This window comes from Streptomyces sp. NBC_00457, assembly GCF_036014015.1.
GTDB lineage: Bacteria > Actinomycetota > Actinomycetes > Streptomycetales > Streptomycetaceae > Streptomyces.
This window is the reverse complement of sequence record NZ_CP107905.1, coordinates 1365768-1389873: the sequence shown is the minus strand read 5'-3', so window position 1 is coordinate 1389873 and position 24106 is coordinate 1365768. Positions and strand designations below refer to the sequence as shown.

Genomic DNA, 24106 nt, shown 5'->3' with positions numbered 1-24106 from the left:
CCCCGTAGGCGACGACGGGCTTGTCGTTGCCCATGGGCGGAGTCAGAGGGGGTGGGTGGGGGAGGCACCGTCCCGGGAGGTGCTCCAGGAAGCGAGAAGGCGCAGGGCTTCTTCGGAGGGTGAGCCGGGTTCGGCGGTGTAGATCAGGAGGGTGAGGTCGGGTTCGTCGTCCACGGCCGAGCCGTGCCAGGCGACGGTGAGGTCTCCGACGACCGGGTGGTGGAAGCGCTTGGTGCCGGTGCCGTGGCGGCGGACGTTGTGGGAGCCCCAGCGGGTACGGAAAGCGTCGCTGCGGGTGGACAGCTCGCCCACCAGGTCGTGGAGGTCCTTGTCGTGGGGGTTGCGGCCGGCCTCGATGCGCAGGACGTCGACGGTCATGTCGGCGATGAGGTCCCAGTCCGGATAGAAGCGCCGAGCCGCAGGATCAAGGAACTGAAAGCGGGCCATGTTCGGCGGCTTCACACCGTCGTTGTAGAGGTCGCTGAAGAAGGCGCGGGCGAGCTGGTTGGCGGCGACCACGTCCAGGCGGCCGTTGACGACGCACGCGGGCCCGGCGGTGATGGCGTCCAGGGTCCATTGCAGGCTTTTGGGCAAGGCCCGCCGGCTGCCGCCGGGACGCCTTCGGGGTCGGGCGAGTGTGTCGGAGCCTTCTTGTGCCTGGGCCAGGTGGAGCAGGTGCGCCCGTTCGACGTCGTCCAGCTGGAGTGCGCGGGCGACCGCTTCGAGCACGGCGGGGGAGACCCCGGCGAGGTTGCCGCGTTCCAGCTTGCCGTAGTAATCGACGCTGACGTCCGCCAGCGTGGCGACCTCGCTCCTGCGCAGGCCTGGCACGCGGCGCCGGCTGCCGGACGGCAGCCCGGCCTGCTCCGGGGCGATCCTGGCTCTCCGCGAGGTGAGAAACTCGCGGACTTCATCGCGGTTGTCCACGCTCCTGACCGTACGCCGCCCGTTCGGCGTTAGGGATGCACTGCCAGTACATGGTTCATCAGCCACTGGTTACTCAGGCGCCGCTCCGGTCACCTGGATGACGTGGCGCCCTGCCCGCCGGCCGCGCCCGCCGAGGCGGTACCCGGCACACCCATGGCGCCCGCGCCGACGAGGCCACTAGCTGCTCGCCCAGTGCTACGGCCTGGTGGGCAGGTGTGGGGAGCGGAGGACGAGCAGGGTGATCTCGCTGGGGGCGAAGATGCGGAACGGCGGGCCCCAGAAGCCGGTGCCGCGGCTGGTGTAGAGGAGGGTGCGGGTGCCGTGGTGGCTGAGGCCGGCGAGGGCGGGCTGGTCGAGGCGGACCAGGTGGTGGAAGGGCCAGATCTGGCCGCCGTGGGTGTGGCCGGAGAGTTGGAGGTCGATGCCGTCGGCTGCCGCCCGGTCGACGAACTTGGGCTGGTGGGCCAGGAGCAGGACAGGGTGGTCGGGGTCGGCGCCGTTCAGGGCTCCGGCGAGGTGGGCGCGGTGGCCTGCCAGGCCGGAGGACTCGGCGGTGACGTCGTCCACGCCGGCGACCACGAGGGTGTCGCCTCCGCGTTCGAGCAGCAGATGGCGGTTGCGCAGCGGCTCCCAGCCCAGTTCGTCCATCAGGTCGACCCAACCCTGGGCCTCGCTGTAGTACTCGTGGTTGCCGGTGACGTAGACCCGGGCCCGGGTGGCCCGCACGGTAGCGAGTGGGGTGGCCTGGGCGCGGCGGCGTTCGGCCGTGCCGTCCGCGATGTCGCCGGTGTGGCAGACCAGGTCGGCTTCCAGTGTGTTCACCGTCTCGCACACCCGCGCCGACCAGCGAGCGCGATCGAGCGGGCCGTAGTGGGTGTCGGTGATGAGGGCGACGCGGGTGCCGTCCAACCCGGCGCCCAGCCGCGGGAGTTGTACGTCGAGCTGGCGCACGCGTGGCACGCGGCGGGCCTCGGCGTACCCCCAGGCGAGTAGTACGGCGGTGATGCCCAGGACGGCCCACGTGACGATGCGGGCCCGGTCCTGACTCCCGCCGACGCCGGCCACGGTCAGGGCGAACCGCAAGAGGACGCCGAGCAGAACGGACCAGGTGAACAGAACCCAGCTGGCGCCCAGCAGGGTGTCACCGACGATCGCCGCCCCGTCCTGTTGGCGTCGGCCGTGGCCGCGCGCCATCGCGAGCGGCATACCGACGAGGCCGAGGGCGAACAGGGCGGTGCCGACCAGCGTGACGGGCAGCGGCCAGTGCTGGCCGGCGTGCAGGAGCACCCAGCAGGGCACGGCCCACAGCAGGACGGGGGCGATCAGGGGAAGGTAGCCCATCAGGCGGTGCAGTCGGCTCCGCCGCGGAGCTTGCACCTCGCTGTCGGCGGGTCGGGTGTCGCTGGTGTCGGTCACGCTTCCCCTCCCTGACCAGGCTGCCGTCTCACGCACTGTATCCGGTCGTCCTCGGGGCGGCCGGACGGGCGTCAAGGGGCCCCGAGGAGGGACGGTGGATTCACTGCGGGAGGTGGGACTCCGCCCTGGACACCTGGAAGGGCTCCGGGTTGATGGCAATGCCGCTTGGTCGGCGGGGCCCGGCGGACTGGGCTGTCGGATATGGCGTGTGGGGTTCGCACAGCGATCTGACCACCGAGTCGGTGCACTTCCGCGGTAAGGGCAGTAGGGACCGGCGAGTGCGTTTTCGGGCCGAGTACGGCGCGGGCATCCGCGTTTGAGGCGGCGGGGCCCGCTATCCCCGGGTGAGTTCGAGCACGGTTGCCATGTCGCTGAAGGGGAGCAGCTTGTCGCCGATGATCTGATGGGGCTCGCTGCCCTTGCCGGCGATCAGGACGATGTCGTCGGGGCCCGCGGCGGAGAGAGCGAAGGCGACGGCCTGACGGCGGTCGGTGAACCGTTCGAACGGTGTGCCGGTCGCCGCGATGCCGGGGGCGATCTGGTCCAGGATGGCCTGGGGGTCTTCGCCTCGGGGGTTGTCCGAGGTGAGGACGCACAGGTCGGAGTGGGTTCCGGCGATCCTGCCCATGTCCGTCCGCTTGGTGGTGTCCCGGTCCCCGCCGCAGCCGAAGACGGTGATGACCTGGCCGCGTGCGAAGTCGCGGATGGTGGTCAGGACCTTGTCCAGGGAGTCCGGTGAGTGGGCGTAGTCCACGATCACCGACGTGCCGCGCGGCGTCTGGAAACGCTCGAACCGACCCGGGATCGCAGGCATCCGGTCGAGCGCGGCGACCAGCCCGCCCAGATCGTGGCCCAGAAGGTGGCAGGCCGCCACGGTGGCCAGCGCGTTGGCCACCGAGAAGCGGCCCGGAATGGGGATCGCCGCCGGATACTTGTGGCCGTCGTGGTGCAGGATGAAACGCGTGCCGGAAGCGTCCACGGAGAGGTCGGTGGCCCGGTAGTCCGCCTCGGCGTCCAGGGCGTACGTGGTCACCGCGCCCGGCATCATCGCCTGGATGCCGGCGCCCACCGGGTCGTCGGCGTTGACCACAGCGCGCCTGCACAAGCCCTGGAACAGACGCAGCTTGGCGTCCCGGTAGTTCGCCATCGTTCCGTGATCGTCCAGGTGATCCTGCGTCAGGTTGGTGAACACGCCGACGTCGACGAACGTACGGTCCACCCGGTGCGTCAGCAGCGCCATGGACGTGGCTTCCAGTACCGCGGTGCCGACTCCGCGGTCGCGCATGCACCCCAGCAGGTACTGCAGGTCCGGCGACTCCGGCGTGGTCAGCACCGACCTCGGCATCGGGATCAGCTCGTCGCCGATCCGGCTGCCGGCGGTCCCGATGACCCCCACCTTCGCGCCCTCGGAGATCCGCAGGACCGACTCGACCATGTACGACACCGACGTCTTGCCGTTGGTACCGGTGATCGCCACCATGTCCATCTGCCGCCCCGGCTCACCGAAATAGCGGGAGGCTACGACCGCGGCCGCTGTCCGGGTGTCCGGCACTCGTACGACACACACCTCCGGGGCCGACGCCCATACCGACGCCGCAGGTGCCGGCGTCGTGGCGTCGACGAGTACCGCCGCCGCGCCGCGTGCGAGGGCAGGTGCCACCGAGTCGGGGCCGCCTTCACGGTGGCCGGGCACGGCGATGAACAGCGAACCCGGCGTCACCCGGTCGGCGTCGAAGGTGGTTCCCGCGGTGATCCCCGTCCTCGCCGGGTCGCCCTGCAGAACGTGGTGCTCCTGCCCGGCCAGCAACTCGCTTAGCTTCACAGTGATCCCTTCGAAGGTGGCTCGGGCCGTCGTGCGGCCGTCGCCAGGCGGCAGCCCCGGCGGTGCGCCGGAAGCTGCGGTGGTGCCGTTGAGCGGGTGCGCAGGTGTCGCGGACGCGTCCGATCAGAATCGGATACGGCGGCTCAGGCCGGGCAGCAGTAGTCCCGCCGTGTTGCCTGCGGTGTGTTTACAAGAACAGGGAGCCGAGCGAGGCCAGGGCGGCCCGGCCTCCGGTGAGGGCGCGGAGAATCGCTAGCCGTGGCCGTGGAGCGCGATACGGCCGCTCTCGGGCGCGTCATTGTCAGCTGCGGTCGCCGGGCACAGCCGACAGGCAGCCTGCTCCAGGCTGTCCCTCACGGCACGTGTGCGACTCATATGCCGAGTGTACGTCCGCCTGAGCGGCCCGAAGGCCACGCTCGGCGCGCCACCGAGGGCAGCGGCGCAGCGGGCGGCATGCAGCTTTGACTGCGCCGTACGGCGCAGTGTGCTCTGGAACCACGTGCAAACGCGACAAAGCGGTGGGCGTCGCCAGTACGACGCCCACCGCTCGGTACCGGGACTCAGCTGCACTTACGTCCGGTGTTGATGCACTGGACCGCCTTGTTCATCAGCTTCGCGTCGAAGACGTTGATGAAGTCACCGTGGTCGGTGACCGGCTTGTGCTCCTGTTCGGGGAAGCTGTCCAGCGAGAAGAACGGACGCGTCTTGCCGTTGTCCTTGATGCTGGGCGCGTCCACGTCGTACACCAGACGCTGCACCAACTGGGGAATGGCCTTGAAGCCGGTCGGGCAGTTGCCGGCCGCGTCAGCGAAGGCCACGTGCGTACGGTGGTTGGCGCTGTCGATGTTCGTGCCGTCCCAGCAACTCTGGAACTTGAAGGTGCGCACCACGTCGCTGCCTGACGGGCAGAGGGGGTACTTGTCCTTCAGCTGCACCTTGTTCTCGAAGCCGGTGCAGCTCCATGAAGCGTTGGCGTTGGCCGTGCCGTTGACGAACGCCTTGGCGTCACCGGTGATGATGCGCAGGAACCTGGGCATCGCCACCACCTTGCCGCGGGGGCTGCCCACGAAGTTCAAGGTGGCCTTCTTGGCCGTCAGAATCCGGCCCGTGTTGCCCTCGGCGCCGCCGCCCTGCTTGTCGGCGTCGAACTCCTTGGTGCCGTCCTGCAGGCGCAGCACCGGCCAGTAGTAGGACGACTTGTCGCCCTTGTTCTGGCAGCTGGTCCCGGCCTTGGCGAAGTCCTGGTCGCTCGAGAAGGCGTCGTTGTCCTGGTTGCCGATGTAATCGTGCACGTGGTGTGCGCCGTTGGTGACGCCGGGCGCGACGATGACGTTGTCGCTGTTGTACAGCTTGTTGGCGTTCACCCCGCACTTGCTGACGAAGACACCCTTTGAAGCCTTCGCCGACCTGGCCGGCGTGCGCACGTTGGCCTTCACCTTGGTGATGTCCACGAAGTCGGCGGCGACGGGGCCGTTGCCGGTCCCTCCGGCATTGGTGTCGTTGCCACCCTGGTTGCCGGTGGCACGCAGCGTGCAGGCCGCCAATGCGTCGAGGCCCTGCGGCTTGGCTGCCACACGGCCGATGGCGATGGCGATCCGGTCGATCGTCGCCTTCCGCTTGTCCTTCAGCGGACCCACGATCGCGTTCTGGGCGAAGTTGGGGTCCTGCTGAATCGCCTTCTGGGAGGTGGAAAGGCGCTGGTATGCCTCGGATATCTGCTTGTCGAGGAGTGCCAGTTCCTTGTCGACCTGGGCCTTCGCCTTGGCGGGCACTGACGTCAACTGCTGGCCGACGTCGGGGCAGTCGATGGTGGAGGTGCCGGCCGCGAGCGCCTGGTTCTGGGCAGTGCCCTTCGGCGCGCTGGTTTCGTCGGCCGAAGCGTAGATGTTGACCGCCACCAGTCCACCGGCCCCTATGGCCAGTGCGGCCGCCGCGCCTATCGCCCGGCGAGCAGTCGTCGATCTTCTTCGCGTGTTGCGTCTCATCAGGCCTCTCAAGGACATCGCCGGAGCCGGCAGGACTTCCGGCATGGGGGAAGCACGTCCTCAGATACGCATGCGGGCGCCGAATGCTCAGTGAATTCCCAGGTTTTTAGGATTCTCCATCCACAAAACAGTGCATGAGGGCCTAATCCGGGCCGGGGCAGCTTCCAGTAATCGTTGTGACGGGCAGCAGAACGCCCAGGGCGGTTGCGGTGAGTTCGACCCCCGTGCTGCGCAGCCGCGCCTTCGTCAACGCTGTCGACTTGGCCCGGCTGCTGACCGGCCCCGCGAGGCTTGGCCTGCCCGGGCCCTGCCCGGACCGGGGTGCCGCAGCCGAGCTCGAGTCGGCATGCTGAAGGCATGCTCACCCTCGGCGTCGATCTCTCCGCCAGCCCTCCCCGCACCGCCGCCGTCGTCATCGACTGGTCGGCGGGCCGGGCCACGGTCCACACCCCGCTACTGGGGTGCACCGACGAGCAGTTGCTGAAGCTGCTCTCCGGCCTGGGGGAGGCGGACCAGGCCGGAGTGGACTGCCCCTTCGGGTGGCCCGCCGCCTTCGTCGCGGCCATGTCCTCTCATGCGGGACCCCGGCCCACGTGGCCGGGCCGCGACGCCGAGGGGGCCGATGATCTGCGGGCCATGCGTTACCGGCGTACCGATCTGGTGGTCGCACCCCATGCACCGCGACTGCCGCTGTCGGTCTCCTTCGACAAACTGGGGGCCGTCGCGGCTCGCTGGGCACGTCTGCAGGCACTCCTGGAGCACCTCGGCCACCCCGTCGACCGCGTCGGAGCCGGCCCGGTGGCCGAGGTGTATCCCGCTGCCGCCCGCCACCAATGGGGTCTGACGCTCGGCTCCGTGGACGAGGTGCAGGCCGCCGCGTCCTGGCTGGACATCCCGGAGGAGGCACGGCGGCTGCTCGCCGCCAGCCGTGACGCCTACGACGCCCTGATAGCCGCCCTCGTCGCCAGGGCGATCAGGACGCGGCTCACCACATGGCCGACGGCCGACGAGGCCGAACTCGCCCGCACCGAGGGTTGGATCCACTTCCCGGGCCGTGACACGTTGCAACACCTGGCGGCATCCACCGGCCTGCCTTCGGCGAGCTGAAGGCAGGCTGAAGGCAGGCCGATGAAAGGGCCGGCCGGCCCACCCCGGGCTCGCCCCGCCCGGTCAGCAGCAACGGCTCTGCGGGTGATCTTCACGGTGCCGGGCTCGCAGCGTCTCGTACTCGCGCGGTGTCGGTACCGGCTCGAGTGGGTGGTGACGCAGGTGGCGTTCGCAGTAGCGGTCGTACTCCGCCTCTCCTGTCAGCTCGCGCAGGTACCAGCGCACGGCCCGCGCCCATCGCCTGGCACTCATGACCGGGCTCCCGCCAGCGGTTCGGCGGACTGCTCCGGTACGTCGATGCGGGACTGGACGTACGGCGTCTCGGTCGTCGGCAGCGGGACGGGCGACCGGATGGCGCGCACGCACACCACGGCCGCGTTGACGATCACCACGGCGACCAAGAGCATGAACAGGGCGATGAGGACGCCGTCGACCGTGGAGTTGGTGACCACCGTGTGCATGTCGTCCAGGGTCTTGGCGGGCGGCAGGACCTGACCGGCGTCGATGCCGTCGGCATAGCGTGCGCGCTGGGCGAAGAAGCCGACCCGGGGGTCGTCGGAGAAGATCTTCTGCCAGCCGGCGGTGAAGGTGACCGCGACCACCCAGGCCAGCGGGATCCCGGTGACCCAGGCCCAGCGCAGCCGACCGGACTTGACGAGGACGGTCGTGCAGACGGTGAGGGCGATGGCGGCGAGCAGCTGGTTGGCGATGCCGAAGAGCGGGAACAGCTGGTTGATTCCGCCGAGCGGGTCGGTGGCGCCGGTGTAGAGGAAGTAGCCCCAGGCGGTCACGACGAGTCCGCTGCACAGCCAGATGCCGGGCTTCCAGTTGACCCGGCCGATCGGCTTCCAGACGTTGCCGAGCATGTCCTGGAGCATGAAGCGTCCGACCCGGGTGCCCGCGTCGACCGTCGTCAGGATGAACAGGGCCTCGAACATGATCGCGAAGTGGTACCAGAAGGCCTTCATCGCACTGCCGCCGAAGACCCCGGAGAAGATCTCCGACATACCGACGGCGAGCGTCGGCGCTCCGCCCGAGCGGGCGATCAGGGTCTGCTCCTCCACCGCCTTGGCCGCCTGCGTCAGCTGGTCGGGGGTGATGCTGAAGCCGAGGCCCGTCACCGCCTGCGAGGCCGACTCGGCCGTCGTACCGAGCAGTGCGGCGGGCGCGTTCATCGCGTAGTAGAGGCCGGGTTCGAGGGTGGCGGCGGCGATCAGCGCCATGATCGCGACGAACGACTCCATCAGCATGGCGCCGTAGCCGATCATCCGGACCTGGGACTCCTTCTGGATCAGCTTCGGGGTGGTACCCGAGGCGACCAGCGCGTGGAAGCCCGACAGCGCGCCGCACGCGATGGTGATGAAGAGGAAGGGGAAGAGGGCCCCGGCGAAGACCGGGCCGGCACCCGAAGAGGCGAAGTCGCTGACCGCGTCGGCACGCAGCACGGGCGCGGCCACGACGACGCCGACCGCGAGAAGCGCGATGGTGCCGATCTTCATGAAGGTGGACAGGTAGTCGCGGGGCGCGAGCAGCATCCACACCGGCAGCACGGAGGCGACGAATCCGTATCCGACCAGACAGAAGACGAGCGTCGTCGGGCTGAGCGTGAAGGTGTCGGCCAGCGAGGACTCCTGGATCCAGCCGCCGCCGACGATGGCGAGAAGCAGCAGCGCCACACCGATCAGGCTGGTCTCGACGACCCTGCCCGGCCGGATGCGGTGCAGCCAGAAGCCCATGAACAGGGCGATGGGAACGGTCATGGCGACCGAGAACGTGCCCCACGGGGAGTGGGCGAGCGCGTTGACCACGACCAGGGCCAGCACACCGAGCAGGATGATCATGATGGCGAAGACGGCGATCAGGGCGGCGGCCCCGCCCGCCCGGCCGATCTCCTCACGGGCCATCTGCCCGAGCGACTTGCCGTCCCGCCGCATCGACAGGAACAGCACGACCATGTCCTGCACCGCCCCGGCGAAGATCACTCCGGCGACGATCCACAGCGTGCCGGGCAGATACCCCATCTGGGCTGCGAGTACCGGCCCCACCAGCGGGCCGGCGCCGGCGATCGCCGCGAAGTGATGGCCGAGCAGCACCCGCCGGTCGGTCGGCTGGAAGTCGACGCCGTCCTCGAGGCGTTCGGCGGGGGTGGCCCGCCGGTCGTCGGGCCTCAGCACACGCCGTGCGATGAAGCGGGAGTAGAAGCGGTAGGCGATGGCGTACGAGCCGAGGGCCGCCAGCACCAGCCAGACCGCGGAGATCTCCTCGCCCCTGGCCAGCGCGAGGACACCCCAGCCGATCGCGCCGAGCAGGGCCACGGCGGTCCACAGCAGCATCGACCGCGGTGTCATCCGGGACCGTGCGGTGGGTGGCCCCTCGGGCCCTTCTGGCGCCGGAAGACCGGATTCGGGCATGACGGACGTGGGCATGGCGGCTCCTCACCTCGACGGTGATGGTGTGGTGGTACGGATGCGTACGAATCGGCGGTGCGGCGGAATGCTTACGGAATGCGTACGAACTAGGGGTCGTGGCGGTCGTGCCTGCTCAGCGCATACGCGGCCAGCAGGCACAGACCGCAGCCGGGGACCCAGGCGAGCTGGTACCAGTAGAAGAACGGCGTCCCGGCGAGCCGCGGGCTCTCACCGGCGTACCAGGGAACCCACAGCAGTCCCGCGGCGGGCGCGAGGAGCAGTACGGCGATCGTGACGCGCCGTAGCCGGTGCTGACCCGTGGGTGCCATGACCTGTGCTCCTCTCCCGCTCGCTGTCGGTCTGTGCAAGAGTTGCCCACCCGCCGGAAGTGGTTGACAGCGAATGTCCAGAAGATTTCCCGCCGGTTCTCCGTCATCCGAACGAGCCGCCTGCGCAACTAACCGGTGAAGGCACAGGCACACCAAGGACGGTGACCCATGGCGGATGGCGCCATGACGGCGACGTTTCTCGCCGTGACAGGCGGAGCGTCGCTGCTCGCCGTCACCGCGCGCCGGCTGCGCCCCACCGACCGGCTGCCGTCCCTGGAGGGGTGGGCGCTGGCCGACCGGAGCCTGGGCCCGGTGTGGACCTGGCTGCTGCTGGGCGGCACGATCTTCACCGCGTACACCTTCACGGCCGTCCCCGGACTGGCGTACGGGAACGGTGCGCCCGCCTTCTTCGCCGTCCCGTACACGGTGATCGTCTGTCCGCTCGCCTTCGTCCTGCTGACACGCTTGTGGGCGGTGGCCCGGCGCCACGGCTATGTGACCGCCGGTGACTTCGTACGCGGACGGTACGGTTCGCCGCCGCTGGCCCTGGTCGTCGCGCTCACCGGAATCCTCGCGACGATGCCGTACCTGGCGCTTCAGCTGCTGGGCATCCGCGCGGTGCTCACCGCCGGGGGCGTCTATCCCCGCGGTGCGGCCGGCGATCTGGTGATGGTGGCGCTCTTCGCGGGCCTCGCGGTGGCGACGTACCGGCACGGGCTGCGCGCCCCCACGGTGATCTCCGCGCTCAAGGCGGTGGCCGTCTTCGTCTCGCTCACCGCGGTCTGCTGGCTGGTCCTCGAACGGCTCGGCGGCCCCGGCCCGCTCTTCGACCAGGCGGCACGACGGCTCGGCGGCACGGACGCGGCGCACTCCGCGCTGCTCCTTTCCCCCGAGCAGCAGCCCGCCTACGCCACGCTCGCCCTCGGCTCCGCGCTGGCCCTGCTGATGTACCCGCACGTGCTGACCGCGGGCTTCGCCGCCGACAGCCCCCGCACCCTGCGCAAGGTCGCCGTGGCGCTGCCTGCCTGGACCGGCCTGCTCGCACTCTTCGGCTTCCTCGGCATCGCGGCCCTCGCGGCGGGGGTACGGGCCCCGGACGGCGGTGCCGAGGCGGCCGTGCCGATGCTGGTCGACCGGTTGATGCCCGGACCGCTGGCCGGGCTGGTGTTCGGCGCGATCACCGTGGGGGCGCTCGTCCCGGCCGCCGTGATGTCGATCGCGGCCGCCACCTGCTTCGTACGCAATGTGTACGTCGAGTACGTCCAGCCGACCGCCACCCCCAAACGGCAGGTGCGCATCGCGAAAGCGGTGTCGCTCACCGCGAAGGTTGGGGCGGTCGCGTTCGTGTTCGGGCTGCGCGACCAGGACGCGATCAACCTCCAACTCCTCGGCGGCGTATGGATTCTGCAGATCTTCCCCGCGGTGGCGGTCGGGCTGTTCACGAGTCGGCTGCATCCGCGGGCGCTGCTGGCCGGGTGGGCCGTGGGCATGGCGGCCGGCACGTTCCTGGTGGTGCGCGAGGGGTTCTCGTCCATCGTGGACCTCGGTTCCGGCAGCCGGCCGCTGGAGATCTACGCCGGGCTCGCGGCCCTGGTGCTCAATCTGGCCGTCGCCCTGATCGGCACCGCGGCCCTCGAACGGCTCGGCGTGCCGCGCGGCGCCGACGTCACCGACCTACCGCCCCGCCTGACCGTCAGGCGCCACCCCGAGACGGGAGCTCCCAACCCGTGAGACGCAGACAGCACACCCGCATGACGGTGGCGCAGGCGGCTCCCGCCGCCGTCCCCGAGCCACGCGTCCCGCAGCCGGCAACGGTCCAGCCGGCGGTCGCGGAACGCATCGGCCTCGAAAGCGAGTCCGGACTCGCCGGGGCGCCCGAAGCAGCGTCCCTCACTCCTACGGTCGGCGATCCGGCCGACCTGGAACGGGAGGCCGCACTGGCCCGGCTCTTCGAGGTGCACTACTCCTCGATGCTGCGCCTGGCCGTGCTGCTCGGAGCCGACGACCCGGAGAACGTCGTGGCCGAGGCCTACTACCAGATCTACCGAAAATGGCGCCGACTGCGGGACGCCGCGGCGGCGGAGGCGTATCTGCGCTCCACGGTGTGCAATCTGACCCGGATGCGGATACGGCACCTGCAGGTCGCGCGCAAGCACGTCGAGAACCCGCCGAGCGACGTCGTGGCCTCCGCCGAGAGCACCGCCCTGCTCCACGACGACCAGCGCGTACTGATCGACGCGCTTCAGCAACTGCCCGCGCGGCAGCGCGAAGCGCTCGTCCTGCGCCACTGGCTCGGCCTGAAGGAGAGCGAGATAGCCGCCGCGATGGGCATCTCCTGCGGATCGGTCAAGACGCACACCGCACGCGGCATCGCCGCCCTGACCCAGGCGATGGAGGCCCGGCGATGAACGACACCTCTCCGGACCGGACGGAACAAGAGCTGCGCGAAGCCCTGGAGGCGCTGGCCGGTGGGGTACGGGCCGCGCCCGACGCGTACCGGACGGCTCGCGGCGACTGGGTGCGCCGGGAGCGGCGTCGCCGGGTCGTCCTCGCCGTGCTGATCGCGGTCGTCTTCACGCTCGCCACGCTGATCGGTCTGTGGGTCCTCAACCAGGCTCCCTCCGAACCCGGAGTCATCTTCTCGGGCATCGGGAATCCGGCTGCTTCCGGTGGGATTGCCAGCACGCCGACTTGACGGACCCATGGTCCGTGTCACGGATGCGCCGCACGAGGTCTTCGGCGGCCTCCGGCCTCCGGCCACCGGTCGTGGTCGAAGGAGAAGCCTGCTTCGAGCAGACGGCCGGGGACGACGCGGCGGCTCTTCTACGCTCGCCTGTGCTCTGCCGGTCGTTGCGGGCCACGTACGGGATCTTGAGGCCGCGAGCAGCCCATGGCAGGCTCGTGCCGCATGATCGATGAATTCGCGAAGGACAACCTGCACCAGAGACTGCGGCGGGACCGAAACGCGCTGCTCTGGAAACTCGACGGCTTGTCCGAATACGACGCCCGCCGACCGTTGACGGCGACCGGGACCAACCTCCTCGGCCTGGTCAAGCACGTGGCCACCGTTGAGGCCAGGTACTTCGGCGAGGTCTTCGACCGCCCTTCGCCGGAACCGCTGTGCCAGTGGCAGGACTCCGACGGCAGCGATCAGTGGGCGACCGAGGACGAGACCCGCGACCAGATCATCGGGTTCTACCGGCGCACGTGGGAACACTCGGACGCGACGATCAACGGGCTTCCCCTCGACGCCCCCGGCCACGTGCCCTGGTGGCCGGAGCCTTACCTCAACACGAATCTGTTCGCCGTCATGGTCCACGTCCTCGGCGAGGTCATCCGGCATACCGGGCACGCCGACATCCTGCGCGAGGGCATCGACGGCCGGACCGGGTTGCGCGCCGAACACGAGCAACAGATCGACGAGGAAGCCCGTGCCGCCTACCGCGCGAAGATCGAGCAGGCCGCCAGGTCGGCCGCACCGATCAAGGCTTAGTCGGACGAGCGCCGGGAAGCCGTTCTCGCCGGCCTCGCGAGGGCATCCTCACCCCTGAGGGCGTAGGGCGCGCCCACAGCTGGGAGGGCTGAGACGGATGGGCACCCTCGATGGAAAGACCGCGCTGATCACCGGCGCGGGTACCGGCATCGGCCGGGAAACGGCGCTGGTGCTGGCGGGGGAGGGGGCGAGGGTGGTCCTCGTCGGACGCAGGCAGCACATCCTCGACGAGGTCGCCGCAGTGATCGAGAAGGCCGGCGGCACGGTCTTCACCCACTCCACGCACGTCGAGAACGCCGGCGAGGTCCGTGAACTCGTCGCCTGGACGCGGGAGGTGGCCGGGCCCGTCGACATCCTCGTCAACAACGCGGGCGGCGCGAGCAAGGTCCTGGACGTCCGCTGGATCAGCGAGCAGGAGTGGAACCACGTCATGGGCGTCAACCTCACCGCCGTATACCTGCTCACCCAGGCCGTGCTCCCGGACATGCTGGAGCGCGGCGGCGGCTCGATCATCACGGTGTCCTCGCTCGCCGCGGTGCGGCCCACCCTCCTTGGCGGGGCACCGTACGGCGCGGCCAAGGCGGGCGTGCGCAACTTCATGACGTATCTGCACAACACCTTCCGCAACGACCTCATCCGCGCCACCTGCATCCTGCCCGGCGAGGTGAACACACCGATCCTGGACAGCCGCGCCGCCCCGCCGAGCGAGGAGAAGCGGGCGGCCATGGTGCAGCCGGAGGACGTGGCGCGAGCCGTGCTGCTGTGCGCCTCGCTCCCGCAGCGGACGGTCGTCGAGGAACTGGTGATCGCGCCCACGCTGCAGCGGGACACGTCCGCCGACATCGAGATCAGCCGCTGGATCGGCGCCCCCGAGGATGCCGGCCGATGAATTGAGAAGACCACCGCAGAAGACCACCACATAGGCACACTGCCTATCCGAGCCACGCCTTGACCTTGTCGGGGTTCGCGTCCACCCACTTCTTCGCCGCCGCCTCCGGTGTCATCTTGTCCAGTGCTATGGATTTCGCCACCGTGTTCTGGTCGTCGTTGGTCCATTTGAAGTTCTTCACCAGGTCGTAGGCCGGGCTGCCGGACTCGGAGAACTTCGTGCTGACGATCTTGTCGAGGTCGAACACGGGATAGTCGCAGGCGACCTTCGCCGGATCGGCGGTACAGCCCTCCGTGTGCCTGGGCAAGTCGACGTGGACCAGGGGTACTTCCGAGAAGAACCACTGCGGCTCGTAGAAGTAGCCGATCACCCATTTCTTGTTCTTCTCGGCGTCCCGGAAGGCCTGGATGAGCGCGGTCTCGCTGCCCGCGTACACCACCTTGAAGTCCAGCTTCAGGTTCTTGACCAGGGCCTCGTCGTTGGTCTGGTACGACGGGTCGCCGTCGAGGAGCTGGCCCTTGCTGCCCGATTCGGAGGTCTTGAAGTTGGCGGCGTACTTGTTGAGGTTCTTCCAGTCGGTGATGTCCGGGTACTTCTTCACGATCCACGGCGGGAGGTACCAGCCGATGATGCCCTTGTTGCCGGTCGAGCCGAGATCCACGGCGGTCTTCTGCTGGGTGATGTACTTCTTCTTCAGGTCCTCGTGGCCCCAGTTCTCGAGGATGGCGTCGACCTCGCCCGTCTCGAACCCCTGCCAGCCGATCTCCGCCTTGAGGTCCTTCTTCTCCACCGTGCAGCCGAGTTCCTTTTCGGCGATGTACGCGATGACCGCCGCGTCCGCCTCGTAGCCCACCCACGGGTTGACCGCGAGGTTGAACGTGCCGCACTTGCCCGAGCTGTCGGAAGCCGAGGAGCTGTCGCCGCCGACCTTCGCCCCGCCGCACGCGGTGAGGGTGAGGCCGAGGACGGCCAGTCCGGCCGTGCCGGCTCTCCAGTGTCGTGTCATGGTGTCGTGCTCCTTACGCGTCCGCGCGTTGCGGTGAGGGCTGAGGGCTGAGTGAGGAATCGAGTCGAGTCCAGGGCGCACAGCGGCTCACTGGGCCCCCATGACGCGCCGGTGCAGCCCACCGTCGAAGTCCGACGGTTCGCCGGCCGCGGCGGGGGCCAGGTCGATGCGTACGGTGTGCACGGTGCCCGTGAACTCGTTGTCGAGGACGGGGTAGTCGTCGGTCACCGGCGTACTGAGGTCCACTCCCACGTCGAGCGTCTCGTCGAAGGAGAAGTAGTACGGGATGGTCCGCTCGACGCGTCCGGTCGCCCGCCGTTCGCCGTCCACCAGGAGCACGGCGGTCCCGCCCTTGCCGAGTCCGCCGCCGTCGTAGTCGAAGGCGAGCCGTACCTCGTGCCGTCCCGGTGTCAGGGGTTGGTCGGCGCGCACGGTGTACAGGCTCATTCCGAAGTAGTTGTAGACGTACGCCGGTCTGCCCCCGGTGACGTACAGGGACCAGCCGCCGAACCGGCCGCCCTGCGCGATGAGCACGCCCTCGGCCGTCGCGTCGGGGACGTCGATGTCCGCGGTGATGCTGTGCGAGCGGTTCTTGATGTTGGGTGTGGTCTCCTCCGTGAACCGCCGCATGCCGCCGCGGTAGGTCACGGACGTGCGATCACCCAGCAGATCGATGCGCCCCGCCACGGCGGGGTTCTCCCGTTCGGTGACCCGGTCGTCCAGCGGGAAGACCTGGTACTTGGCCGCTTCGATCAGGAACAGGTCCTGCAACTGGCGCAGCTTCTCGGGGTGTTCGGAGGCGAGGTCGTGCGCCTGGCTCCAGTCCTTGTCCAGGTCGTAGAGCTCCCAGACGTCGTCGGAGAACCTCCGGTTCTTGTCTCCCACCATCTCCCAGGGGATGCCGTGCCGGGTGACCGCCATCCAGCCCTCGTGGTAGATGCCGCGGTTGCCGCACATCTCGAAGTACTGGGTGTGGTGGAACTCGGGCGCCCGCGGATCGGCGAGGGTGCGCCACATGCTCGTCCCCTCCAGGGGCTGCTGGGTCACCCCGTCGACGCTGAACGGTGCCGGGATATCCGCACAGTCCAGGATCGTGGGCAGTACGTCGATCACGTGCGAGAACTGGTGACGCAGGCCGCCGCCGTCGGGCACCCCTCGGGGCCAGTGCAGGATCATGCCGTCCCGGGTGCCGCCGAAGTGCGAGGCCACCTGCTTGGTCCACTGGTAGGGGGTGTTGAGGGCCAGCGCCCAGCCTGCCGGGGCGATCGGGTAGCTGTACGGTCCGCCGATCTCGTCGAGGTGCTCGATCATCTCGTCGGGGTCGTCCACGATGCCGTGCCCGAGCCGGTGTTCGACGATCGTCCCCTCGATGCCGCCCTCGCCGGAGGCGCCGTTGTCGCCGAGGATGTAGAGGATCAGGGTGTTGTCCAGCTCGCCCAGTTCCTCCAGCGCGTCGAGGAATCTGCCGACCTGCACATCGGCGTGTTCGGTGAACCCGGCGAAGGTCTCCATGAATCTGGTCGACAATTGGCGCTGGTTGTCGGTGAGTTCGTTCCAGTGGGGAACGCCCTCGGCCCAGGGGGCGAGTTCCGTCTCCGGGGGTACGACGCCGAGTTCCTTCTGCCGCTCCAGGGTCGCCTCGCGCTGGCGGTCCCAGCCGTGGTCGAAGCGTCCGCGGTACTTCTCCTGCCACTCCGGGCCGACGTGCAGGGGTGCGTGCGCGGCGCCGAGGGCGAGGTAGGTGAAGAAGGGGCGGCCCGGGGTGAGGGTGCGCTGGGTGCGGACCCAGTCGATGGCGTGGTCGACGAGGTCCTCGGAGAGGTGGTAGCCGTCCTCGGGCCGGCGGTCCGGCTCGACGGGGGTCGTGCCCTGGTACAGCAGCGGGTACCAGTGGTTCATCTCGGCGCCCATGAACCCGTAGAAGGTGTCGAAGCCTTCGCCTGTCGGCCAGCGGTCGAAGGGTCCGACCGCGCTGATCTCCCGCGGCGGGGTCTGGTGCCATTTGCCGAAGGCGGCCGTGCTGTAGCCGTTGCCCTGGAGGATCTGGGCCATGGTGGCGGCGCTGCGCGGCCGGAATCCGTTGTAGCCGGGGGCCGCGGTGGTCATCTCGGTGGTGCCGCCCATGCCGACCGAGTGGTGGTTGCGTCCGGTCAGCAGGGCCTGCCGGGTCGGCGAGCACAGGGCCGTCACATGGAAGCGGGTGTAGCGCAGCCCCTCTTCGGCGAGCCGGTCCGCGGCGGGCATCTCGCAGGGCCCGCCGAAAGCGCTGGAAGTGCCGAATCCCAGGTCGTCGACCAGCACGATCACCACGTTCGGGGCGCCCGGGGGAGGGGGGACCGGGCCGATCGGGGTGAAGGGGGACTTCTGGTCGTGGACGTCCATCGCGGTGGTGAGCGGTCGGCGGGTGTCAGGCCGCGGGAGTACGTGCCGTCCGGCGTCGAACTCAGTCATGTATTTCTCCGATGCCATGCCCGGCGGGGAAATGTCACACGTTCTTCGCGCGGCCGAATTGTCGGCGCAATAAAACGGGGCTTGAGGGCCGGTCCGGGAATCTCGCCGACTGTCGTGGAGCAAAAGTGACAGTCAATGGGACAGCGGTCAACCAGCCGACTTGAATACCCCTGAACCGGTTTTGAATGGGGCCGGTAGACAACTTCTATACCGGCAGTGGGGTTCAGTCCTCGGCGGGTGCGGCTGCCAGGTCGACGAAAGCCTGGGCGGCGGGGGACAGCGGGCCCGACCGCCAGACCAGTCGGCCGTGGCGCACCAGTCGTGGCCGGTTGGACAGCATCCGGGCCCCGCGCAGCGCGGCGTCCCGGGCCATGGAGCCGGGCAGGAGCGAGGCGCCGACGCCCGAGAGGATCAGCGGCACGATCATCGCGCGGTGCGCGGTCTCGACCACGATCCGCGGCGTGACGCCCAGCGCGGTGCATACGTCGTCCACCGCCGCCCGGGTCTCGGTGTCCGGCGGGGTCACGATGAGGTCCAGTGCGGCCAGTTCGCGCGAGGTGATGGTGTCGCCCGGCGGATGAGGGTGGTCCGGGGGCAGCACGACGTGCATCTCCTGCTCGGGCAGGTCCATGCCGCGCAGGTCGGCCGTGGGCACCGAGGCGTCCACCAGACCCAGTTCGCACTGACCGGCGGCGACCATGTGGGCCACGGCAGGGCCCTGCTCCGGGTCGACCACGCGCACGGAGACCTTCGGATGCGCGCGATGCAGACGCCCCAGCATCCCGGCGAGCGGATCGACCGAAAGCGTCGTCTGGGAGACGATGTCGAGCCGCCCGCCGCTGAGCCCGAGGACTTCACGGACCAGGGAACCGGCCGTGGTCAGATCGCGCAGCACCTGCCGGGCCGGCTGGACGAGCGCTTCGCCCGCCGCGGTGAGTACGACGCCGTGCGGGAGGCGGTGAAAGAGTTTCCCGCCGAATTCGCGCTCCAGAGTGCGGATCGCATGGGAAAGTGAAGGCTGCGCTACGTGGAGCGCAATGGCCGCGGCTGTGAATCCGCCGTGCTCGACCACGGCGATGAAGTATTCCAGCTGGCGTCGTTCCATCGGGTCTCCGTAAATTCCGGGCAACGCTATCACCGGTCGGCCGGGCCGTCGTGCGGCGACGGTTTCTGCCGTACGTCCGCGTCCGGGAGGCTTGACCCCCCGGTGGCCCTCCCTGATCCTGTGTTGCGGCACGCGAGATGGGTGCCGCAATGAGCAACATTCGACTCAGGTCTCGTACCAGCCGAGGAGTGGCCATGACGCATCAGGTCCGAGCTGTCGTCGCGCGGGGCAAGGGTGCCCCCGTCAGCCTGGAGACGATCATCGTGCCCGACCCCGGTCCGGGGGAGGCCCTGGTGAAGATCGAGGCCTGCGGGGTCTGCCACACCGATCTGCACTATCGCGAGGGCGGCATCAACGACGACTTCCCCTTCCTGCTGGGCCATGAGGCCGCGGGCGTCGTGGAGTCGGTGGGGGAGGGGGTCACCGACGTCACGCCCGGCGACTTCGTCATCCTGAACTGGCGGGCCGTGTGCGGGCAGTGCCGGGCCTGTCTGCGCGGACGCCCCTGGTACTGCTTCAACACGCACAACGCCCAGCAGAAGATGACCTTGCTCGACGGCACCGAACTGTCTCCGGCGCTGGGCATCGGCGCCTTCGCGGAGAAGACACTAGTCGCGGCCGGGCAGTGCACCAAGGTCGACCGGGCCGCGTCCGCGGCTGCCGCCGGACTGCTCGGCTGCGGGGTGATGGCGGGCATCGGCGCCGCGATCAACACCGGCAAGGTCGGCCGCGGCGACACCGTGGCGGTCATCGGCTGTGGCGGTGTCGGGGACGCGGCGGTCGTCGGGGCGAATCTGGCGGGCGCGGCGAAGACCATCGCCGTCGACATCGACGACCGGAAACTGGCCACCGCCAAGAAGCTGGGGGCGACCCACACGGTCAACTCCAAGGAGGCCGACCCCGTCGAGGCGATCCGCGAGCTGACCGGCGGCTTCGGCGCCGATGTCGTCATCGAGGCGGTCGGCCGCCCGGAGACCTACAAGCAGGCCTTCTACGCCCGCGACCTCGCCGGCACGGTCGTCCTCGTCGGCGTCCCCACCCCCGAGATGAAGCTCGAACTGCCCCTGCTGGACGTCTTCGGCCGTGGCGGGGCGCTGAAGTCCTCCTGGTACGGCGACTGCCTGCCCTCCCGGGACTTCCCGATGCTCATCGACCTCTATCTCCAGGGCCGCCTCGACCTGGACGCCTTCGTCACGGAGACCATCGCCCTGGACGAGGTGGAGAAGGCCTTCGAGCGGATGCACGGCGGCGACGTCCTGCGCTCGGTGGTGGTCTTCTGACGGCCGCGCGTACGGCCCGTCTCATCACGGTCGTATACACCGGGCACGGCGAGACGGCCACGGTCGCGGCCGAGGTTCCGCACACTCCTGACGCTGTTCCCTATCGCGCACATCGTTGCGCGACAGGCAACCACCGTCGGCGCATATCCGCCGCCCTGGAATCCCTTGACAAGGATTCCGGGGCGACCTCAGACTGACGTTGCGCTTACCGCAATCCGTTTCGTTATACGCACCGAGGTGTCATGATGATTCCCGCGTGCCGTCTCGCGGATCTTCCGCGAGGTGAGGCCTTCCGGCTCGACATCGATCCGCCGGTCTCGGTGTTCCACACCGACGACGGTGAGGTCTTCGCCATCGACGACACCTGCACCCACCAGGACGCCTCGCTCGCCGACGGCTGGCTGGAGGGCTGTGAGGTGGAGTGTCCGCTGCATTCCTCGAAGTTCGACCTGCGCACCGGCGCCGTCGACGCCCCGCCGGCCAAGCTCCCGGTGCGCACGCACGAGGTCATGGTCGAGGACGGCGTGATCTACGTCCGTGTCTCCACCGACGCCCCCAACCTGCCGCCCTGCGTCGCGGCCCGGCTCGCCGCCGGTCCCGCGTGAGAACCGTGGCCGTGGTCGGCGCCTCGCTGGCCGGACTGTCGGCGGCGCGCTCGCTGCGGAAGCAGGGCTACGACGGGCGGCTGGTCGTCATCGGCGACGAGACCCATCGCCCGTACGACCGTCCGCCGCTGTCCAAGGAGTTCCTGGCCGGCGCCCTCGGCGAGGCGGACCTGGCGCTGGAGACGGACGGCGAGGACCTGCGGGCCGAGTGGCTGCTCGGCACCCGCGCCACCGGGCTCGACCGCGCCGAGCGTGCCGTCCGGCTCGCCGACGGACGGGAGGTCCGCGCCGACGGCGTCGTCATCGCGACCGGCGCCGCCGCGCGCACCCTGCCCGGCAGTGCGGGTCTGGCCGGAGTGCACGTCCTGCGCACCCTGGACGACGCCCGCGCCCTGCGCGACGAACTCGCCCTGGGCGGACGGCTGGTGGTGATCGGTGGCGGCTTCATCGGTGCCGAGGTCGCCTCCACCGCGTACGCGCTCGGCGTCGACGTGACGGTCGTCGAGGTGGCACCGACACCGCTCGCCGGCCCTCTCGGCGAGACCATGGGCGGGGTCGTCTCCGCCCTCCATGCGGACCACGGCGTACGGCTGTTGTGCGGCGTGGGCGTCAAAGGGCTGAGCGGAGAGACCCGTGTCGACGCCGTCCTGCTCGAGGACGGCCGATCCATCCCCGCCGACATCGTCGTGGTGGGGGTGGGGGCGCGTCCGTGCGTCGAGTGGCTGGAAGGCTCCGGCGTCGAACTCGACAACGGCGTCAAGTGCGGCGCCGACGGCCGCACCAGCCTGGCCGGGGTGGTCGCGGTCGGCGACTGCGCCAACTGGTACGACCCACGCCTGGGCGCCCACCGCCGGGTCGAGCACTGGACCGGTGCGCGGGAACGCCCCGACGCGGCCGTCGCCGCGCTGCTGGCGGGCGGGGAGCTGGAAGCGGGCATGCCCAGGCCGCCGTACTTCTGGTCGGACCAGTACGGCGTGAAGATCCAGTTCGCCGGTCACGCGGGTGTCTCCGACAGTGTGACGGTGGAGGTGGGCGCCGTGGACGACCGGAACGTTTTGGCCGTCTACCGGCGGGCCGGAGTTCCGGTCGCGGTGCTCGGCATGAACCAGCCGCGGCTGTTCATGCGGTGGCGCAAGCAGCTGAGCGCGCCTTGATGGGTTGTTGTGATTCCGCGGCGCCGTTGTGGCTGGTCGCGCAGTTCCCCGCGCCCCTTACGGGGCGCTCTCCCCGACGTCCTCCGAGGAGTGCACCGTGACCTCGACCAGCCTGCCGGACAGTCTGATCGCCACTCTCCCCGGCTCCTCCTACACGGATGCGGCGGTCTTCGCCCAGGAGCAGGAGCGCATCTTCGAGACCATGTGGTTCTGTGCGGCCCGCGCCTCCGACCTGGCCAAGCCGGGCGCCTTCCGCACCGTCGACGTGGGCCGCGAGAGCATCCTGGTCACCCGGGCACGGGACAACAGCGTCCGTGCGTACTTCAACGTCTGCCGGCACCGGGGCGCCAGGCTCTGCACCGAGGAGGCCGGCGAGGTCAAGCGGGCCTTCCAATGCCCGTACCACGCCTGGACGTACGGACTGGACGGCAAGCTCGTCGCCGCGCCCAACCTCACCAGGATGCCCGACGTCGGCCGTACCGAGTACGGCCTGGTGAGCGTGGCCGTCCGCGAATGGCTCGGCTATGTCTGGGTCTGCCTGGCGGAGAACCCGCCCGACTTCGACGAGGACGTCATCGGTGATGTCGTCGCCCGCCTCGGCGACGTCGAGTCGATCGGGCGCTACGACATCGAGAACCTCTCCGTCGGCAAGCGGATCGTCTACGACGTGCGGGCGAACTGGAAGCTCATCATCGAGAACTTCATGGAGTGCTACCACTGCGCGACCATCCACCCCGAACTGACGGAGGTGCTGCCGGAGTTCGCGGACGGTTACGCAGCCCAGTTCTACGTGGGTCACGGCGCCGAGTTCGGCGAGGACGTCCAGGGCTTCACCGTGGACGGCTCCGCGGGTCTGGACCGCATCCCCGGGGTCGCCGACGACCAGGACCGCCGCTACTACGCGATCACGGTCAGGCCCCAGGTGTTCATCAACCTCGTCCCCGACCATGTGATCTTCCACCGCATGTATCCGGTGGCCGTCGACCGCACGATCGTCGAGTGCGACTGGCTCTACCTCCCGCACGTCGTCGAGAGCGGCAAGGACGTCAGCCGGTCCGTGGAACTCTTCGACCGGGTCAACCGCCAGGACTTCGACGCCTGCGAGCGCACACAGCCCGGAATGCGCTCCCGCATGTACGCCAAGGGCGGTGTGCTGGTTCCCAGCGAGCACCACATCGGCGCGTTCCACGACTGGGTGCAGGAGCGTCTGGGCGCCGGCGGGCCGTGGCCGGGGCCGGTCAGCCCAGGTGGCCCATCCGGTGGCTGATCTCCTCCGCGCCCTTGAGCAGCACCGGGGAGAGTTCGTGCATGCGCTCCTCGGTGAAGCGGTACGAGGGTCCGGAGGCGCTGAGCGCCGCGATGACCTGGCCGTCCCGGTCGCGGACCGGTGCGGCCATGGCGTGCAGGCCGACCTCCAGTTCCTCCAGGCCCATGGCGTAGCCGCGCTCGCGGGCCTCCGCGAGGTTCTTCTCGAGCTTCGTCTTCGCGGTGATGGTGCGCGGGGTGACCTTGCTCAGGCCGGTCCCGGCGAGCAGTGCGGCGCGCTCCTTGGCCGGCAGGTGGGCCAGCAGGATCTTGCCGCTGGAGGTGGCGTGCAGCGGGGTCAGCTGTCCGACCCAGTTGTACGCGCTGACGGCTCCCGGTCCACGTACCTCGTAGAGGTTGACCGCGTAATTCTCTTGCAGCACGGCGATGTTGACGGTTTCGCCGATCTCCTCGGCGAGCCGCTCGCAGACCGGGCGGCCCTGCTGGGTGATGTCGATGCGTCCCGTGACCGCACCGGCCAGCCGTACGATGCCGAAGCCGAGGCGGTACTTGCCGCGCTCGCCCGCCTGCTCCACCAGGCCGCGCGCCTCCAGGGCGCCGAGCAATCGGAACGCGGTGGACTTGTGCACCTCGATCTCGGCCGCCACCTCGCTGACCCCTGCCTCGCCACGCTGGGCCAGGATCTCCAGGACGCTGATGGCGCGGTCGACCGACTGCACTCCGCCGGCCTGCGAACTTGACGTTTCGGTGTCTTGGCTGTGGTTGCTCACAGTAAAACTATACGCGTAGTAAACAACAGCGTTGCAAGCAACAGAGCCGAAACTCGGGAGCCGTAGGTTGCGTGGTTCGCAACCTAGTGCGTA

General features: G+C 69.5%; 22 protein-coding genes and 1 pseudogene. 10 read left to right on the top strand and 13 right to left on the bottom strand.

Annotated features, from left to right (window positions below):
• Positions 1-42 precede the first annotated feature (42 nt).
• From OG828_RS06410 to OG828_RS06390, 5 genes are all read right to left on the bottom strand, one after another.
• On the bottom strand, positions 43-927 hold the full coding sequence (locus OG828_RS06410) for a helix-turn-helix transcriptional regulator (protein ID WP_328500399.1): 885 nt from the start codon (positions 925-927) through the stop codon (positions 43-45).
• A gap of 195 nt (positions 928-1122) precedes the next feature.
• Complete coding sequence (locus tag OG828_RS06405; protein ID WP_328500398.1) at positions 1123-2343, bottom strand: metallophosphoesterase; 1221 nt, start codon at positions 2341-2343, stop codon at positions 1123-1125.
• A gap of 334 nt (positions 2344-2677) precedes the next feature.
• Positions 2678-4165 (bottom strand): UDP-N-acetylmuramoyl-L-alanyl-D-glutamate--2,6-diaminopimelate ligase, encoded by a 1488-nt coding sequence (locus OG828_RS06400; protein WP_328500397.1) that lies wholly within the window; start codon positions 4163-4165, stop codon positions 2678-2680.
• Between the two features lie 252 nt (positions 4166-4417).
• A complete protein-coding gene (locus tag OG828_RS06395; RefSeq protein WP_328500396.1) occupies positions 4418-4540 on the bottom strand; it encodes a hypothetical protein in 123 nt (40 codons plus the stop codon).
• Positions 4541-4725: 185 nt separating this feature from the next.
• A complete protein-coding gene (locus tag OG828_RS06390) occupies positions 4726-6150 on the bottom strand; it encodes a DUF1996 domain-containing protein (RefSeq protein ID WP_328500395.1) in 1425 nt (474 codons plus the stop codon).
• Between the two features lie 357 nt (positions 6151-6507).
• On the opposite strand from OG828_RS06390, the gene OG828_RS06385 reads away from it, so the two are divergent.
• The gene (locus OG828_RS06385) at positions 6508-7257 is read left to right on the top strand and encodes a DUF429 domain-containing protein (protein WP_328500394.1); all 750 of its coding nucleotides are present in this window, start codon (positions 6508-6510) and stop codon (positions 7255-7257) included.
• A gap of 63 nt (positions 7258-7320) precedes the next feature.
• Here OG828_RS06385 and OG828_RS06380 read toward each other — a convergent pair whose 3' ends face one another.
• The 3 genes from OG828_RS06380 to OG828_RS06370 form a co-directional block, all read right to left on the bottom strand.
• On the bottom strand, positions 7321-7509 hold the full coding sequence (locus tag OG828_RS06380) for a YbdD/YjiX family protein (RefSeq protein ID WP_210569279.1): 189 nt from the start codon (positions 7507-7509) through the stop codon (positions 7321-7323).
• A complete protein-coding gene (locus OG828_RS06375; protein ID WP_328500393.1) occupies positions 7506-9683 on the bottom strand; it encodes a carbon starvation CstA family protein in 2178 nt (725 codons plus the stop codon). Before OG828_RS06375 ends, OG828_RS06380 begins: the two co-directional genes overlap by 4 nt.
• A gap of 89 nt (positions 9684-9772) precedes the next feature.
• On the bottom strand, positions 9773-9994 hold the full coding sequence (locus tag OG828_RS06370; protein ID WP_328351242.1) for a DUF3311 domain-containing protein: 222 nt from the start codon (positions 9992-9994) through the stop codon (positions 9773-9775).
• A 168-nt stretch (positions 9995-10162) separates the two neighbouring features.
• Between OG828_RS06370 and OG828_RS06365 the strand changes: the two genes are divergently transcribed.
• From OG828_RS06365 to OG828_RS06355, 3 genes are read left to right on the top strand one after another with little or no spacing between them, the layout of a single operon-like run.
• On the top strand, positions 10163-11725 hold the full coding sequence (locus OG828_RS06365; RefSeq protein WP_328500392.1) for a sodium:solute symporter family protein: 1563 nt from the start codon (positions 10163-10165) through the stop codon (positions 11723-11725).
• Positions 11722-12402 (top strand): sigma-70 family RNA polymerase sigma factor, encoded by a 681-nt coding sequence (locus tag OG828_RS06360; protein ID WP_328351236.1) that lies wholly within the window; start codon positions 11722-11724, stop codon positions 12400-12402. The genes OG828_RS06365 and OG828_RS06360 overlap by 4 nt, the downstream gene beginning before the upstream one ends.
• Positions 12399-12689, top strand: a complete 291-nt coding sequence (locus OG828_RS06355; RefSeq protein WP_328500391.1) for a hypothetical protein — start codon at positions 12399-12401, stop codon at positions 12687-12689. The genes OG828_RS06360 and OG828_RS06355 overlap by 4 nt, the downstream gene beginning before the upstream one ends.
• A 17-nt stretch (positions 12690-12706) precedes the next feature.
• Here OG828_RS06355 and OG828_RS06350 read toward each other — a convergent pair.
• A pseudogene (locus OG828_RS06350) lies at positions 12707-12817 on the bottom strand (DUF1731 domain-containing protein); the annotation flags it as partial.
• 85 nt (positions 12818-12902) lie between these two features.
• Between OG828_RS06350 and OG828_RS06345 the strand changes: the two are divergent.
• Positions 12903-13487: a DinB family protein gene (locus tag OG828_RS06345; RefSeq protein ID WP_328437081.1), complete on the top strand. Its 585-nt coding sequence runs from the start codon at positions 12903-12905 to the stop codon at positions 13485-13487.
• A 97-nt stretch (positions 13488-13584) separates the two neighbouring features.
• The gene (locus OG828_RS06340; protein ID WP_328500390.1) at positions 13585-14376 is read left to right on the top strand and encodes an SDR family oxidoreductase; all 792 of its coding nucleotides are present in this window, start codon (positions 13585-13587) and stop codon (positions 14374-14376) included.
• 43 nt (positions 14377-14419) lie between these two features.
• On the opposite strand, the gene OG828_RS06335 is transcribed toward OG828_RS06340, so the two are convergent.
• The 3 genes from OG828_RS06335 to OG828_RS06325 form a co-directional block, all read right to left on the bottom strand.
• The gene (locus tag OG828_RS06335) at positions 14420-15382 is read right to left on the bottom strand and encodes an ABC transporter substrate-binding protein (RefSeq protein ID WP_328500389.1); all 963 of its coding nucleotides are present in this window, start codon (positions 15380-15382) and stop codon (positions 14420-14422) included.
• Between the two features lie 87 nt (positions 15383-15469).
• Complete coding sequence (locus OG828_RS06330; protein ID WP_328500388.1) at positions 15470-17833, bottom strand: arylsulfatase; 2364 nt, start codon at positions 17831-17833, stop codon at positions 15470-15472.
• Positions 17834-18056: 223 nt separating this feature from the next.
• Complete coding sequence (locus tag OG828_RS06325; protein ID WP_328351218.1) at positions 18057-18938, bottom strand: LysR family transcriptional regulator; 882 nt, start codon at positions 18936-18938, stop codon at positions 18057-18059.
• Between the two features lie 194 nt (positions 18939-19132).
• Here OG828_RS06325 and OG828_RS06320 point away from each other — a divergent pair, with 194 nt between their 5' ends.
• The 4 genes from OG828_RS06320 (at position 19133) to OG828_RS06305 (ending at position 23244) form a co-directional block, all read left to right on the top strand.
• The gene (locus OG828_RS06320; RefSeq protein ID WP_328500387.1) at positions 19133-20218 is read left to right on the top strand and encodes an S-(hydroxymethyl)mycothiol dehydrogenase; all 1086 of its coding nucleotides are present in this window, start codon (positions 19133-19135) and stop codon (positions 20216-20218) included.
• Between the two features lie 242 nt (positions 20219-20460).
• Entirely contained in the window at positions 20461-20823 is a 363-nt protein-coding gene (locus tag OG828_RS06315; protein ID WP_210569291.1) for a bifunctional 3-phenylpropionate/cinnamic acid dioxygenase ferredoxin subunit, read from the top strand.
• On the top strand, positions 20820-21977 hold the full coding sequence (locus OG828_RS06310) for an NAD(P)/FAD-dependent oxidoreductase (RefSeq protein ID WP_328500386.1): 1158 nt from the start codon (positions 20820-20822) through the stop codon (positions 21975-21977). Before OG828_RS06315 ends, OG828_RS06310 begins: the two co-directional genes overlap by 4 nt.
• A 97-nt stretch (positions 21978-22074) precedes the next feature.
• On the top strand, positions 22075-23244 hold the full coding sequence (locus tag OG828_RS06305; protein ID WP_328351206.1) for an aromatic ring-hydroxylating oxygenase subunit alpha: 1170 nt from the start codon (positions 22075-22077) through the stop codon (positions 23242-23244).
• Here OG828_RS06305 and OG828_RS06300 read toward each other — a convergent pair.
• On the bottom strand, positions 23216-23962 hold the full coding sequence (locus OG828_RS06300) for an IclR family transcriptional regulator (RefSeq protein WP_328371631.1): 747 nt from the start codon (positions 23960-23962) through the stop codon (positions 23216-23218). The genes OG828_RS06305 and OG828_RS06300 overlap by 29 nt on opposite strands.
• Positions 23963-24106 lie beyond the last annotated feature (144 nt).